The 15,252-nt window shown below is 60.0% G+C and carries 10 protein-coding genes; 8 read left to right on the top strand and 2 right to left on the bottom strand.

Annotated elements, in window-relative coordinates:
* The first annotated feature begins 176 nt into the window (after positions 1-176).
* The 6 genes from araB (at position 177) to rluA (ending at position 10,459) form a co-directional block, all read left to right on the top strand.
* Positions 177-1,886, top strand: coding sequence for a ribulokinase (gene araB / locus SP68_RS21645; RefSeq protein WP_012968947.1), 1,710 nt, complete (start codon positions 177-179; stop codon positions 1,884-1,886).
* Positions 1,887-1,896: 10 nt separating this feature from the next.
* Positions 1,897-3,399 (top strand): L-arabinose isomerase, encoded by a 1,503-nt coding sequence (gene araA, locus SP68_RS21650; RefSeq protein ID WP_008807461.1) that lies wholly within the window; start codon positions 1,897-1,899, stop codon positions 3,397-3,399.
* A 137-nt stretch (positions 3,400-3,536) separates the two neighbouring features.
* Complete coding sequence (gene araD / locus SP68_RS21655; protein WP_012968949.1) at positions 3,537-4,232, top strand: L-ribulose-5-phosphate 4-epimerase; 696 nt, start codon at positions 3,537-3,539, stop codon at positions 4,230-4,232.
* A gap of 104 nt (positions 4,233-4,336) precedes the next feature.
* Positions 4,337-6,694 carry a DNA polymerase II gene (polB, locus tag SP68_RS21660; protein ID WP_040972913.1) on the top strand — a complete coding sequence of 786 codons (2,358 nt, stop codon included), beginning with the start codon at positions 4,337-4,339 and terminating at the stop codon, positions 6,692-6,694.
* Between the two features lie 186 nt (positions 6,695-6,880).
* Positions 6,881-9,787: an RNA polymerase-associated protein RapA gene (gene rapA / locus SP68_RS21670; RefSeq protein ID WP_008807464.1), complete on the top strand. Its 2,907-nt coding sequence runs from the start codon at positions 6,881-6,883 to the stop codon at positions 9,785-9,787.
* Positions 9,788-9,799: 12 nt separating this feature from the next.
* Positions 9,800-10,459, top strand: coding sequence for a bifunctional tRNA pseudouridine(32) synthase/23S rRNA pseudouridine(746) synthase RluA (gene rluA / locus SP68_RS21675; protein ID WP_008807465.1), 660 nt, complete (start codon positions 9,800-9,802; stop codon positions 10,457-10,459).
* Between the two features lie 42 nt (positions 10,460-10,501).
* Here rluA and citX read toward each other — a convergent pair whose 3' ends face one another.
* On the bottom strand, positions 10,502-11,041 hold the full coding sequence (gene citX, locus SP68_RS21680; protein WP_040972911.1) for a citrate lyase holo-[acyl-carrier protein] synthase: 540 nt from the start codon (positions 11,039-11,041) through the stop codon (positions 10,502-10,504).
* 179 nt (positions 11,042-11,220) lie between these two features.
* Positions 11,221-12,585, bottom strand: a complete 1,365-nt coding sequence (locus SP68_RS21685) for a 2-hydroxycarboxylate transporter family protein (RefSeq protein ID WP_008807467.1) — start codon at positions 12,583-12,585, stop codon at positions 11,221-11,223.
* Positions 12,586-12,908: 323 nt separating this feature from the next.
* On the opposite strand from SP68_RS21685, the gene SP68_RS21690 reads away from it, so the two are divergent.
* Entirely contained in the window at positions 12,909-14,534 is a 1,626-nt protein-coding gene (locus SP68_RS21690; RefSeq protein WP_012542874.1) for an ATP-binding protein, read from the top strand.
* Complete coding sequence (locus SP68_RS21695) at positions 14,524-15,222, top strand: response regulator (protein WP_008807469.1); 699 nt, start codon at positions 14,524-14,526, stop codon at positions 15,220-15,222. Before SP68_RS21690 ends, SP68_RS21695 begins: the two co-directional genes overlap by 11 nt.
* Positions 15,223-15,252 lie beyond the last annotated feature (30 nt).

The following is a 15,252-nucleotide window of genomic DNA, read 5'->3' on the forward strand; positions in this document are numbered from 1 at the left end:
CGGGTAACAAAAGTGTCTATAAATACGGCAGGAAAGTCCACATCGAATATTTGCACGGCGTCACACTTTGCGAGGTGACAGCAAAATAATCCATAAGATTAGCGAATCCGGCCTGACGGATTTTGCCGGGGATATCTACTGTTGCTGCATGAATGATTTCTGCATGGAGTAACAAGATGGCAATTGCGATTGGCCTCGACTTTGGTAGTGACTCAGTCCGCGCCCTGGCGGTGGAATGCGCGTCCGGCGCAGAGCTGGCGGCAAGCGTAGAGTGGTATCCGCGCTGGCGGGAAGGACAGTATTGCGATGGGGCTAACAACCGGTTCCGCCACCACCCGCGAGATTACATCGAGTCCATGGAAGCGGCGCTGAAAAGCGTGCTCGCTTCGCTGAGCGCCGAACAGCGCGCCGACGTCGTGGGCATTGGCGTCGATAGCACCGGCTCAACCCCGGCTCCCGTTGATGCCGAGGGCAACGTGCTGGCGCTGCGCGAAGAATTCGCTGACAACCCTAACGCCATGTTTGTCCTGTGGAAGGATCACACCGCGGTCGAGGAAGCCGAGGCGATCACCCGCCTGTGTCACCAGCCGGGCAAAGAGGATTACTCGCGCTATATCGGCGGTATCTACTCCAGCGAATGGTTCTGGGCCAAAATCCTTCACGTCACCCGCGAAGATAGCGCCGTCGCCCAGGCTGCCGCCTCGTGGGTAGAGCTTTGCGACTGGGTACCCGCCCTGCTCTCCGGCACCACCCGTCCGCAGGATCTGCGCCGCGGCCGCTGCAGCGCCGGACATAAATCGCTGTGGCATGAAAGCTGGGGCGGTCTGCCGCCGGCCAGCTTCTTCGATGAGCTTGATCCCATCATTAACCAGCATCTGGCCTGGCCGCTGTTCACCGATACCTGGACGGCCGATGTGCCGGTCGGCACGCTGAGCGCAGAGTGGGCCCAGCGTCTGGGTCTGTCGCAGACCGTGGCCATCTCCGGCGGCGCCTTCGACTGCCATATGGGCGCCGTTGGCGCCGGGGCGCAACCTAACGCGCTGGTGAAAGTCATCGGCACCTCCACCTGCGACATCCTGATTGCCGATAAAGAGAGCGTCGGCGAGCGCACGGTAAAAGGTATCTGCGGGCAGGTTGACGGCAGCGTGGTTCCGCACTTTATCGGCATGGAGGCAGGCCAGTCCGCCTTCGGCGATATTTACGCCTGGTTTGGCCGCATTCTCGGCTGGCCGCTGGAACAACTGGCTCAGCAGCAGCCGGCGTTGCGCGAGCAAATCAAAGCCAGCCAAAAACAGTTACTGCCGGCGCTCACCGAAGCCTGGGCCAATAATCCGTCCCTCGATCACCTGCCGGTGGTGCTCGACTGGTTCAACGGCCGCCGCACGCCGAATGCCAACCAGCGTCTGAAAGGGGTGATCACCGATCTTAACCTGGCGACCGACGCGCCGGCGCTGTTCGGTGGCCTCATCGCCGCCACCGCCTTTGGCGCCCGCGCCATTATGGAGTGCTTCACCGAGCAGGGGATCCCGGTTAACAACGTGATGGCCCTCGGCGGTATCGCACGGAAAAACCAGGTCATCATGCAGGCCTGCTGCGATGTGCTGAACCGCCCGCTGCAGATTGTCGCCTCCGATCAGTGCTGTGCGCTGGGGGCGGCTATCTTCGCCGCCGTCGCCGCCGGCGTCTATGACGATATTCCCGCCGCCCAGCAGCGGATGGCAAGCCAGGTGGAAACCACCCTGCAGCCACGCCCGGCGCAGGCGCAACGTTTCGAACAACTCTATCAGCGCTACCAGCAGTGGTCGGTCAGCGCTGAACAACACTATCTCCCTTCGGCTGCAAAGGCGGAAAAAGCCCCGCAATCTCAGGCAGCGCTCACCCATTAAGGATACGAAAATGACGATTTTTGATAACTATGAAGTATGGTTCGTTATTGGCAGCCAACATCTGTACGGCCCGGAAGCCCTGCGCCAGGTGACGAAGCATGCCGAACATGTGGTGAACAGCCTGAATGCGGAAGCCAAACTGCCTTGCAAACTGGTCCTTAAGCCGCTGGGCACCACCCCGGACGAGATCACTCATATCTGCCGCGACGCCAACTACGATGACAAATGCGCCGGGTTAGTGGTCTGGTTGCATACCTTCTCGCCGGCAAAAATGTGGATCAACGGCCTGACCATCCTCAATAAGCCGCTGCTGCAGTTCCATACGCAATACAATGCCGCGCTGCCGTGGGACAGCATCGATATGGACTTTATGAACCTGAACCAGACCGCGCACGGCGGCCGCGAGTTCGGTTTCATCGGCGCCCGTATGCGCCAGCAACACAGCGTGGTCACCGGCCACTGGCAGGATAAAGAAGCCCACCAGCGCATCGGCGGCTGGATGCGCCAGGCGGTCTCCAAACAGGATACTCGCCATCTGAAAGTGTGCCGTTTCGGCGATAACATGCGCGAAGTGGCGGTGACCGACGGCGATAAAGTCGCGGCGCAGATCAAGTTTGGCTTCTCAGTGAACACCTGGGCGGTCGGCGATCTGGTGCAGGTGGTCAACAGCATCAGCGACGGCGATATCAGCGCGCTGGTCGATGAATATGAAAGCAGCTACCGTCTGACCCCGGCGGCGCAGGTTCACGGCGAGAAGCGCCAGAACGTGCTGGACGCCGCGCGCATTGAGCTGGGGATGAAACGCTTCCTCGAGCAGGGCGGGTTCCACGCCTTTACCACCACCTTTGAAGATCTCCACGGCCTGAAACAGCTTCCGGGTCTCGCCGTGCAGCGCCTGATGCAGCAGGGCTACGGCTTTGCCGGTGAAGGCGACTGGAAAACCGCCGCTCTGCTTCGCATCATGAAGGTGATGTCAACCGGTCTGCAGGGCGGCACCTCCTTTATGGAGGATTACACCTACCACTTCGACAACGGCAACGATCTGGTGCTCGGTTCGCATATGCTGGAAGTGTGCCCGACGATCGCTACCGCTGAGAAACCGATCCTCGACGTCCAGCCGCTGGGTATCGGCGGCAAAGCGGATCCGGCGCGTTTGATCTTCAATACCCAGACCGGCCCGGCGATTGTCGCCAGCCTGATCGATCTGGGAGATCGCTTCCGTCTGCTGGTCAACACCATTGAAACCGTCCCGACGCCGCACGATCTGCCGAAGCTGCCGGTGGCCAACGCTCTGTGGAAAGCGCAGCCGGATCTGCGTACCGCTTCGGAAGCCTGGATCATCGCCGGTGGCGCGCACCATACCGTCTTCAGCCATGCGCTGAATCTCGACGATATGCGCCAGTTCGCCGAGCTGCACAATATCGAGCTGACGGTCATCGACAACGATACCCGTCTGCCGTCCTTCAAGGACGCGCTGCGCTGGAATGAAGTGTATTACGGTTCAAAACGCTAAGAGGCCGTCCCCTCACCCTTTCCCTCTCCCCGTTGGGGAGAGGATACCGTCAGGGCGCCATGCCGCCTTTCTCCCTCTCCCGCCGGGAGAGGGTCGGGGTGAGGGATACCCGACTCGCCTGCTATTCGGAGCACACTATGTTAGAAGATCTTAAACGCCAGGTTCTGGAAGCCAACTTAGCGCTGCCGCAGCATAATCTGGTGACCTTAACCTGGGGTAACGTCAGCGCCGTCGACCGCGACCAGGGCGTTCTGGTTATCAAACCCTCCGGCGTGGATTACCGCGTGATGACCGCCGACGATATGGTGGTCGTCAGTCTGGAGACTGGCGAGGTGGTGGAAGGCAACAAGAAGCCCTCGTCGGATACCCCTACTCATCGCCTGCTGTATCAGGCCTTCCCGACGCTGGGCGGTATTGTGCATACCCATTCGCGCCACGCCACCATCTGGGCGCAGGCCGGACAATCCATTCCAGCGACCGGCACCACCCACGCTGACTATTTCTATGGCCCGGTTCCCTGCACCCGGTTGATGACCGATGCGGAGATCAACGGCGAATATGAGTGGGAAACCGGCAACGTGATTGTCGAAACTTTCCGTCAGCAGGGAATCGACCCGGCGCAGATGCCCGGCGTGCTGGTGCATTCCCACGGCCCGTTTGCCTGGGGTAAGAATGCCGAAGACGCGGTGCATAACGCCATCGTGCTGGAAGAGATCGCCTATATGGGCATCTTCTGTCGCCAGCTGGCGCCGCAGCTGCCGGATATGCAGCAGACGCTGCTCGATAAGCACTATCTGCGTAAGCACGGGGCCAAAGCCTACTACGGCCAATAATCACCCTGCTCGCCACCTTAGCGCCGAATACCTGTATAAAACCCCAGCGTCCATCATGAAACCAGGCTATAATCAGGCCTGGTTTTTTATCGGCGAGAATACCCGTGACCCAGCCACAAGCAGGTTTTTTACTCACCCGTCACTGGCGGGACACCCCGCAGGGCAGCGAGCTCTCCTTCTGGCTGGCCACCGACGACGGCCCGCTGCAGGTCACGCTGCCGCCGCAGGAGTCCGTTGCCTTTATCCCCGAAGCGCAGCAGGCGCAGGCTGAACGGCTGCTGCAGGGGGAGAAAGGCTTCCGCTTAGCTCCACTGACCCTGAGAGATTTCCACCGGCAGCCGGTTGTCGGCCTTTACTGTCGCGCCCATCGTCAATTGATGCGTCTGGAGAAGATGCTCCGCGACAGCGGCGTCACCGTCTACGAGGGTGATATCCGTCCGCCGGAGCGCTACCTGATGGAGCGCTTTATTACCGCCCCGGTGTGGGTGGAAGGCAAAACGCGCGGCTCACAGCTGGTCAACGCGCGCATGAAACCGAACCCTGACTATCGCCCGCCGCTGAAATGGGTGTCGCTGGATATCGAAACCAGCCGCCACGGCGAGCTGTACTGCATCGGTCTGGAAGGCTGCGGCCAGCGGGTGGTCTACATGCTGGGCCCCGAACCGGAAACGCCGCCAGACGTCGACTTCGAGCTGGTCTTCATCGCCAGCCGTCCCCTGCTGCTGGAAAAGCTCAACGCCTGGTTTGCCGAACACGACCCTGACGTGCTGATCGGCTGGAACGTGGTGCAGTTCGATCTGCGGGTCCTGCAAAAGCACGCCGAGCGCTATCGTATCCCGCTGCGTCTCGGCCGCGGCAACAGCGAGCTGGAGTGGCGTGAGCACGGTTTTAAGAACGGCGTCTTTTTCGCCCAGGCCAACGGGCGGCTAATTATCGACGGCATCGACGCGCTAAAATCCGCGTTCTGGAACTTCTCCTCCTTTTCACTGGAGGCCGTGGCCCGCGAACTGCTGGGTGAAGGTAAAGCCATTGACAACCCGTGGGATCGGATGGACGAGATCGATCGCCGCTTCCATGAAGACAAACCGGCGCTGGCGATCTATAACCTGCAGGATTGCGAGCTGGTCACGCGGATCTTCCACAAAACGGAGATCATGCCGTTTCTGCTCGAACGGGCGACGGTTAACGGTCTGCCCGCCGATCGCCACGGCGGATCGGTGGCCGCCTTCAGCCATCTCTATTTCCCACGCATGCACCGCCTGGGCTACGTGGCGCCGAACCTCGGCGACGTCCCCCCGCAAGCCAGCCCCGGCGGCTACGTGATGGACTCCCGCCCCGGTCTGTATGACTCGGTGCTGGTGCTGGACTATAAAAGCCTGTATCCGTCGATTATTCGTACCTTTCTAATCGATCCGGTCGGCCTGGTGGAAGGCCTGGCGCAGCCCGATGATCAGCACAGCATCGAGGGCTTCCTCGGCGCCCGCTTTTCGCGCGACAAACACTGCCTGCCCGGCATCGTCGGGCAGATCTGGCACGGCCGCGATGAAGCCAAACGCCAGCATAATAAGCCGCTCTCCCAGGCGCTGAAGATTATCATGAACGCCTTCTACGGCGTGCTGGGCACCAGCGCCTGCCGCTTCTTCGACCCGCGTCTCGCCTCGTCGATTACCATGCGCGGTCACGCGATCATGCGCCAGACCAAAGCGCTAATTGAAGCCAAAGGCTACGACGTTATCTACGGCGATACCGATTCCACCTTCGTCTGGCTGAGACGCCCGCATAGCGAAGCACAGGCAGCGGAGATCGGCCGCGAGCTGGTCAGCGACGTCAATGCCTGGTGGGCGCAGGAGCTTGGTAAAAGCCAGCTGACCAGCGCCCTGGAGCTGGAGTATGAAACCCACTTCTGCCGCTTTTTAATGCCGACGATCCGCGGCGCCGATACCGGCAGCAAGAAGCGCTATGCCGGGATGATTCAGGAGGGCGATGCCCAGCGCATGGTGTTCAAGGGGCTGGAGACGGTACGCACCGACTGGACGCCGCTAGCCCAGCAGTTTCAACAGGAGTTATACCTGCGCATCTTCCGCAACCAGCCGTATCAGGATTATGTGCGGGAGACTATCGCCAGGCTGATGAATGGCGAACTCGACAAGCAGCTGGTTTATCGCAAGCGCCTGCGCCGACCGCTGGCCGAGTATCAACGTAACGTGCCGCCGCACGTGCGCGCCGCGAGGCTGGCGGATGAACACAACGTGAAGCTTGGGCGGGCGCAGCAGTATCAGCAGCGCGGCACCATCAAATACGTCTGGACCACCAGCGGCCCGGAGCCGGTGGATTACCAGCAGTCGCCGCTCGATTACGATCACTATTTAACAAAGCAGTTGCAGCCGGTGGCGGAAGGGATCCTGCCCTTCGTCAACGATGACTTTGCTACAATAGTGACAGGACAGCTGGGGCTATTTTAATTTTTTCTCACTCATTCCGCAGGCACAAAAGCCGAAAAATGAAGGGTGCGGAGGAGGTGACGAACGTTCCTCCATCCAGTAATATAGCGCCCTTTCCATTCCTGGCCCCAATTTTGACGCATCTCCGATTATTCATGGAGATGATCAACTATTGCCTGCAATTAAAGAACAAAGAGCCGAACACATATGCCTTTTACACTTGGTCAACGCTGGATTAGCGACACAGAGAGCGAACTAGGATTAGGGACGGTGGTAGCGCTGGATGCGCGCATGGTCACTCTCCTTTTCCCCGCCATCGGCGAAAACCGTCTGTACTCTCGCAACGATTCCCCGATCACCCGCGTGATGTTTAACCCGGGCGACACCATTACCAGCCATGAAGGCTGGCAGCTCCACGTTGACAAAGTGAATGAAGAGAACGGGCTGCTGTCCTACACCGGTACTCGCCTGGACACCCAGGAAGCGAACGTGACTCTGCGTGAAGTGCTGCTCGACAGCAAACTGGTGTTCAGCAAGCCGCAGGACCGCCTGTTTGCCGGTCAAATTGACCGTATGGACCGCTTTGCCCTGCGCTACCGTGCGCGTAAGTTCCAGAGCGAGCAGTACCGCATGCCGTGGAGCGGCCTGCGCGGCCAGCGCACCAGCCTGATCCCGCATCAGCTGAACATCGCCCATGACGTGGGCCGTCGTCACGCGCCGCGCGTCCTGCTGGCCGATGAAGTGGGCTTAGGTAAAACCATTGAAGCCGGGATGATCCTGCATCAGCAGCTGCTCTCCGGCGCCGCCGAGCGCGTGCTGATTGTGGTCCCGGAAACCCTCCAGCACCAGTGGCTGGTGGAAATGCTACGCCGTTTCAACCTGCGTTTCTCGCTGTTCGACGACGAACGTTACGCCGAAGCGCAGCACGATGCCTACAACCCGTTCGAAACCGAACAGCTGGTGATCTGCTCTTTAGACTTCGTGCGCCGCAGCAAACAGCGCCTGGAGCATCTGTGCGACGCCGAGTGGGACCTGATGGTGGTCGACGAAGCGCACCACCTGGTGTGGAGCGAAGAGGCGCCGAGCCGTGAATATCAGGCCATTGAACAGCTGGCCGAGCGCGTGCCGGGCATCCTGCTGCTGACCGCGACGCCGGAACAGTTGGGGATGGAGAGCCACTTTGCGCGCCTGCGTCTGCTGGATCCAAACCGCTTCCACGATTTTGCCCAGTTTGTTGAAGAACAACAAAACTACCGCCCGGTCGCCGATGCCGTCGCCCTGCTGCTGGCGGGCAACACGCTGAGCGATAGCGAACTCAATACCCTTGGCGATCTGATCGGCGAGCAGGATATCGAGCCGCTGCTGCAGGCTGCCAACAGCGATCGCGAAGACGCTCAGGCCGCGCGCCAGGAGCTGGTCTCGATGCTGATGGACCGCCACGGCACCAGCCGCGTGCTGTTCCGGAACACCCGTAACGGCGTGAAAGGCTTCCCGAAACGCGAGCTGCACACCATTCGTCTGCCGCTGCCGACCCAGTACCAGACGGCCATCAAGGTCTCTGGCATCATGGGCGCCCGCAAAACCGCGGAAGAGCGCGCGCGCGACATGCTCTATCCGGAGCAGATCTATCAGGAATTTGAAGGCGATACCGGCACCTGGTGGAACTTCGACCCGCGCGTCGAGTGGCTGATGGGCTACCTGACCAGCCATCGCTCGCAGAAGGTCCTGGTGATTTGCGCCAAAGCCGCCACCGCGCTACAGCTGGAGCAGGTGCTGCGCGAGCGCGAAGGCATCCGCGCCGCGGTGTTCCATGAAGGGATGTCGATTATCGAACGCGACCGCGCCGCGGCGTGGTTTGCCGAAGAAGACACCGGCGCGCAGGTGTTGCTGTGCTCCGAAATCGGCTCCGAAGGACGTAACTTCCAGTTCGCCAGCAACCTGGTGATGTTCGACCTGCCATTTAACCCGGATCTGCTGGAGCAGCGTATCGGCCGTCTCGACCGTATCGGTCAGGCACACGATATCCAGATCCACGTTCCATACCTGGAAAAGACCGCGCAGTCGGTGCTGGTGCGCTGGTATCACGAAGGGCTCGATGCCTTCGAACATACCTGCCCGACCGGCCGCACCGTCTACGACAGCGTCCATGATGAACTGATCAACTATCTTGCGGCGCCAGAATCCACCGATGGCTTTGACGATCTGATCAAATCCTGCCGCCAACAGCATGACGCCCTGAAGGCGCAGCTGGAGCAAGGCCGCGACCGTCTGCTGGAGATCCACTCCAACGGCGGTGAGAAAGCGCAGGCGCTGGCGGAGAGCATCGAAGAGCAGGATGACGACACCAGTCTGATCGCCTTCTCGATGAACCTGTTCGATATCGTCGGCATCAACCAGGACGACCGCGGTGAAAACCTGATCGTCCTCACCCCGTCCGACCATATGCTGGTCCCGGATTTCCCGGGCCTGCCGGAAGACGGCTGCACCATCACCTTCGAGCGTGACGTGGCGCTGTCGCGTGAAGATGCGCAGTTCATCACCTGGGAACATCCGCTGATCCGCAACGGTCTGGATCTGATCCTCTCCGGCGATACCGGCAGCAGCACCATTTCCCTGCTGAAGAATAAGGCGCTGCCGGTCGGCACCCTGCTGCTGGAGCTGATCTACGTCGTCGAAGCGCAGGCGCCGAAGCAGCTGCAGCTTAACCGCTTCCTGCCGGCGACCCCGGTTCGCCTGCTGCTGGATAAAAACGGCAACAACCTCGCCGGCCAGGTGGAATTTGAAAGCTTCAACCGCCAGCTGAGCGCGGTCAACCGCCACACCGGCAGCAAACTGGTCAACGCGGTGCAGCAGGACGTTCACGCCATTCTGCAACAGGGCGAAGCGCAGATCGCCAAAGCGGCGCAGGGGCTGATCGACGCAGCGCGTAACGAAGCCGATGAAAAGCTGACGGCGGAGCTGTCGCGTCTGGAAGCGCTGAAGGCGGTGAATCCGAACATCCGTGACGACGAACTGGCGGCGATCGAAAGCAACCGTCAGCAGGTGATGGATGCGCTGGCGCAGGCCGGATGGCGTCTGGACGCGCTGCGTCTGATCGTCGTCACCCACCAGTAACGGAACGCGAACATGGCGATGGAAAACTACAATCCGCCGCAGGATCCCTGGCTGGTGATCCTGTATCAGGATGAGCACATCATGGTGGTCAACAAGCCGAGCGGCTTGTTGTCCGTACCCGGTCGTCTTGAGGAGCATAAAGACAGCGTGATGACGCGCATTCAGCGCGACTTCCCGCAGGCCGAATCGGTGCATCGCCTGGATATGGCCACCAGCGGCGTGATTGTGGTGGCGCTGAATAAGGCCGCGGAGCGTGAGCTGAAACGTCAGTTCCGCGAGCGCGAGCCGAAAAAACAGTACGTCGCCCGCGTCTGGGGCCATCCGCAGCCGGCGGAAGGTCTGGTGGATTTACCGCTGATTTGCGACTGGCCGAACCGGCCAAAGCAGAAGGTGTGCTACGAAACCGGCAAAGCGGCGCAAACCGAGTATGAGGTGCTGGAGTACGCGGAGGACAACACCGCCCGCGTGCGCCTGAAGCCGATTACCGGGCGCTCGCATCAGCTGCGCGTGCATATGCTGGCGCTGGGGCATCCGATCCTTGGCGACCGCTTTTACGCCACGCCGGAGGCGCTGGCGATGGCCCCGCGTCTGCTGCTGCACGCCGAGACGCTCACCATCACCCACCCTGCCTACGGCAACGCGATGACCTTTCGCGCGCCGGTCGACTTTTAGGATGTCCCCGGTAGCGCCTTGCCGCCGGGGAATACTGACCCGTTAGTCGCGGGCAAACCACGCATCAATCATCTGCTCAACGCGCGCCACGACGAGATCGGTGTCGTGGCGACGGCTGCGCGCGCAGGCGTGCGCCGGCTCATCACACAGCAGACAGCGGCGCTGCGACTCACCCAGCGACTGACGTCCCACCTGCCCGTTGTGTGGGCAGATCACATCGATATCCCACAGGCGTCCCAGCGGATGGCTCTGCTCCAGCGTGCTGCACATCGCTTTGATTTCGCTGGCCGGGTGCGCCACGCACCACAGCGCTTCGGGCCCGGTCGGCAACCACAGCACCTGACGATCCAGCGCTTGCCAGCGGTGCTTCCACAGCAGCTGGTCGCAGGCCTGGAGGGCAACGCCCATCATGTTGCGATAGCGAATGCTGTCTTTCACCGCCCCCGGGGTCACCAGGGTCAGGGAAATAACAGGCTGCTGATAATGGGCCAGCCAGTCAGCCTGGCGGGCTGCACGCTGCTCTTTCGCCGCCAGCAATGCATCGATGCTGACGCCCGCCTGGGCGGGAGTATCCACTGACATTAATTCCTCTCCTACATATGATAAATGCGACAGCGCCTGGGCTGTCATGATGATGGATGCGATAGCCGATCGCGCGCTGATTGTAACGCTAAATGCGGAGCATTTAGGATACAGAACGCAGATATTTTCTGCGTTCTGTAGCGGAAAATGGCAGATTTATCGCTTAGCGCAGCGTTTAATCACGCCAGATAGTGGCTGAGGAACAGCAGTCCCAGCGAGACATTTATCGCCCCGCCGATGCGGGTAGCGATCTGCGCGAACGGCATCAGGCTCATGCGGTTACCGGCGGTCAGGATCGCCACATCGCCGGTGCCGCCCTGCCCGCTCTGGCAACAGGAGACAATCGCCACATCGATCGGGTGCATCCCTATTTTTTTACCCACAAAGAACCCGGTCGCCACCAGCGCCGAGACGGTACTGACAATCACCAGCAGGTTGGTCAGCGTGAAGGCGTTTACCAGTTCCTGCCACGGGGTGATCGCCACGCCGACGGCAAAGAGGATCGGGTAAGTCACCGCGGTGCGGAAGAATTTATACACCATCTGCGATCCCTCCTGCAGGCGTGGAGAAACCACGTTAGCCAGCTTTAACAGCACCGCGAGGAACAGCATGCCCACCGGCGCCGGCAGGCCAATCAGTTTGTGGCCAAGCATCCCCATCATATACAGCAGCACCGCCAGCAGCGCGCCGGAGGCCAGGGTCCCGACGTCGGTTTTGCCGCTCACACCTTCGCTCTCGCCGAGGCTACGGGTTTCATTGCTGCGGTTCGGCATCAGTTGCCCTTCACCGGTGAGATGCGGAGAACGCTTGCCGAGCTGGTTGAGGCAGCCGGAGATAACGATCGCCGTCAGACTGCCGAGCATCACCATCGGCAATATCCGGCCCAGCGCCACGCCCTGCTCCATATGCATCAGCGCGGCGTAACCCATTGACAGCGGGATCGCCCCTTCCCCCACGCCACCGGCCATGATCGGCAGCACGATAAAGAAGAACACCTGGAACGGCTCCATGCCCAGCAGCGTGCCGACGCCGATGCCCACCAGCATGCCGACCACTTCGCCACACAGCATCGGGAAGAAGATCTTCAGAAAGCCCTGAATCAGCGTGGTGCGGTTCATACTCATGATGCTGCCGACGATGATGCAGCAGATGTAGAGATAGAGGATATTGGTGGATTTATAGAATTTGGTGGTGGATTCCACGACCACATCCGGCAGCAGACCGTAGTGGACCAGCGCGGAAGGAATAAAAGTGGCGCAGATCGCCGCCGCGCCGAGTTTTCCCAGCACCGGCAGGCGCTTACCAAACTCGCCGCAGGCGAAGCCAAAGAAAGCCAGGGTGGCCACCATCACCACGATATCGCTCGGCAGTTTACCGCCAAGGCAGTCGAGGGCAATCAGCCCCCCGGCCAGTAAAAACAGCGGCAGCGGGACGATCCCTACCTTCCAGTTATCCATGATGTGCCACCAGCGCTGCTTCAGCGTGGTTTTCGGCGTATTGATCGGTTCAAGGGTTGCAGAGAATGCATTGTCTGTGGTGCTCATAAATTCAGCCCTGTCGTTATTATTCATTTTCAGCGTAAAGGGACAGCGGCGTCGTTAATGTGAAGCTCCCCAGATTAAAAAAGAAGTTTTAATGGTCACTATGGTTTTTATGGTTTCTATTCACGGAACCGCTAAGGGGTGATATATCTCTGATTTATTATTGTGGTTTTTATGGTTTTTATTCTCCCTGACGCGTTATTTCCGCTGAGTCCCCCGCCGACAGCCAGCGCCTGCGCAGGCGATCACAACTTCTTCTTAACATTTACGTCACGTGACAGAAAAATGATAGAGTGCCGGTATGGTGAATACGCAGTACGGGACCTATGAAGCTCTCTTTTCAATATAAGCTGTTTATTTCGCTGGTCGCCTTTTTCTCGGTCCTCTTTATAGCGCTGGGCATTTATTATTATTTTGACGCCAGCCGCCAGCTGTATCAGGAGATGAGTGGCCGGGCCAAAATTCAGGCTGAAGAGATAGCCCTGATGCCAAATTTGCGTCAGCAGGTCAGCCAGCACGATCCGCAGGCGATCCGGGCGTTTATGCAGCAAATCGCCGCCCATAGCGACGCCAGTTTTATCGTCATCGGCGATCGGCAGGGCGTGCATCTGTTTCACTCCGTCCATCCGGAGTGGGTTGGCACGCGGCTGGTCGGCGGCGACAATCAGGCGGTGCTGGAGGGGCACTCCATCACCACCATTCGCAAAGGCGGCCTCGGCGTCTCACTGCGCAGCAAAACGCCCATCGTCGATGACGAGGGGCAGGTGATCGGCATTGTCTCCGTTGGCTACCTCACCAGCTATCTCGACAGCATCACGCTGACCAAAGTGATCAATATTTTTATCGCCGCCATCCTGCTGCTCATCGCCCTGTTTATCTTCTCCTGGTACTTTACCCGCAGCATCAAGAAGCAGATTTTTTCGCTCGAGCCGCGGGAGATCGGCCTGCTGGTACGTCAGCAAAAGGCAATGATGGAGTCGATCTTTGAAGGGGTGATCGTCATCGATCACCAGCGGCGCATTGAGGTGATTAATCATGCCGCCCGCAGCCTGCTGGGGCTCAGCCAGCCTGCCCGTCAGCTGCGCGGCCAGTCAATCGACAGCGTCATTTCGCCGCAGCCGTTTTTCGCCAGCGGCGACATGCTCGAGCGTGACACTCATGACGAGCTGTGCCGCTTCAACCAGCTGACCGTGCTCGCCAGCCGGGTGCGCATTATGCTGGAGAATACGCTGCAGGGCTGGGTGATCACCTTCCGCGACCGCAACGAAATCAATGCCCTCACCGCCCAGCTCAGCCAGGTGAAGCGCTATGTCGACAACCTGCGCATCATGCGCCACGAACAGCTCAACCGGATGACCACCCTCTCCGGTCTGCTGCATATGGGTCACTATGACGAAGCGATCCGCTATATTCAGGCCCAGTCGGAGCATGCCCAGGAGCTGCTGGACTTCATCTCCTCGCACTTCCACTCGCCGACGCTGTGCGGCCTGCTGTTGGGCAAAGCGACCCGCGCCCGCGAAAAAGGCGTGGTCCTGAGCTTCGACCCGGCCTGTCGTATCGATCGTCCGCTGCCGTCGCTAAAGGAATCCGAACTGATCTCCATCATCGGCAACCTGCTGGATAACGCCATCGAAGCCACGCAGCGCGCCGAGCTGCCGCACGAGCCGGTGGAAGTGCTGATTCAGCTCAACGCCCGGGAACTGATCATCGAAGTGGCTGACCGCGGCGTCGGCATTCGTCCCGATATTCGCGACCGCATTTTTGAACGCGGCGTGACCACCAAAACCCGTGGCGATCACGGCATTGGTCTGTATCTTATTGAACATTATGTCACTCAGGCGGGCGGCACCATCGAAGTCGCCGACAACGCGCCGCGGGGAACCATCTTCACCCTGTTTATCCCGGCCGACGCGCCCGCCTGTCCGCAAACGGAGGCCCACAATGCATCATGACCTGGTCGATGTGCTGATCATTGAAGATGAGAGCGAGCTGGCGCGCCTGCACGCCGAGCTTGTGCAAAAACACCCGCGACTGCGGCTGGCAGGCATGGCGGCCTCCCTCGCTCAGGCGCGGCAGTTGCTCCACGCCAGTCCGCCGCAGCTGGTGCTGCTGGATAACTATTTACCGGACGGCAAAGGCGTCACGCTGATGACCGACCCGGTGCTGGCAACCACCCATTGCTCAGTGATCTTTATCACCGCCGCCAGCGATATGGAAACCTGCAGCCTGGCCATCCGCAACGGCGCCTTCGACTATATCCTTAAGCCCGTCTCCTGGAAGCGGCTGAGCCAGTCGCTTGAGCGCTTTATCCAGTTTTACGATCAGCAGCGGGAATGGAAAATCGTCGATCAGCAGAACGTCGATTCTCTCTACCAACTGCAGGCGAAGAACTTCCGCGTGGATAGCGGCAGTAAGGGCATTGAAGAGAAGACGCTGGCGCTGGTGCAGGGATTGTTTAGCGGCCGGGAAGCACACTGTTTTTCCGTCGATGAGGTGGTCAGCGCCGCCGGGCTCAGCAAAACCACCGCCCGGCGCTATCTGGAACACGGTGTCGAGACCGGCTTTCTGGAAGTGGAGATGCTGTATGGAAAAATCGGCCATCCGCGGCGGCTGTACCGACGCGCACAGCCTAAAAACTAAAACCCCTCGCCGGACGGGAGGGGCGGGAAA

Source organism: Klebsiella variicola (genome assembly GCF_000828055.2).
Classification (GTDB): domain Bacteria; phylum Pseudomonadota; class Gammaproteobacteria; order Enterobacterales; family Enterobacteriaceae; genus Klebsiella; species Klebsiella variicola.

Bases quoted from the DNA above. Each gene is read 5' to 3' on its own strand.
- araB (WP_012968947.1), top strand. From the start codon at position 177: ATGGCAATTGCGATTGGCCTCGACTTTGGTAGTGACTCAGTCCGCGCC.
- araA (WP_008807461.1), top strand. From the start codon at position 1,897: ATGACGATTTTTGATAACTATGAAGTATGGTTCGTTATTGGCAGCCAA.
- araD (WP_012968949.1), top strand. From the start codon at position 3,537: ATGTTAGAAGATCTTAAACGCCAGGTTCTGGAAGCCAACTTAGCGCTG.
- rapA (WP_008807464.1), top strand. From the start codon at position 6,881: ATGCCTTTTACACTTGGTCAACGCTGGATTAGCGACACAGAGAGCGAA.
- rluA (WP_008807465.1), top strand. From the start codon at position 9,800: ATGGCGATGGAAAACTACAATCCGCCGCAGGATCCCTGGCTGGTGATC.
- citX (WP_040972911.1), bottom strand. From the start codon at position 11,041: ATGTCAGTGGATACTCCCGCCCAGGCGGGCGTCAGCATCGATGCATTG.
- SP68_RS21685 (WP_008807467.1), bottom strand. From the start codon at position 12,585: ATGAGCACCACAGACAATGCATTCTCTGCAACCCTTGAACCGATCAAT.
- SP68_RS21690 (WP_012542874.1), top strand. From the start codon at position 12,909: ATGAAGCTCTCTTTTCAATATAAGCTGTTTATTTCGCTGGTCGCCTTT.
- SP68_RS21695 (WP_008807469.1), top strand. From the start codon at position 14,524: ATGCATCATGACCTGGTCGATGTGCTGATCATTGAAGATGAGAGCGAG.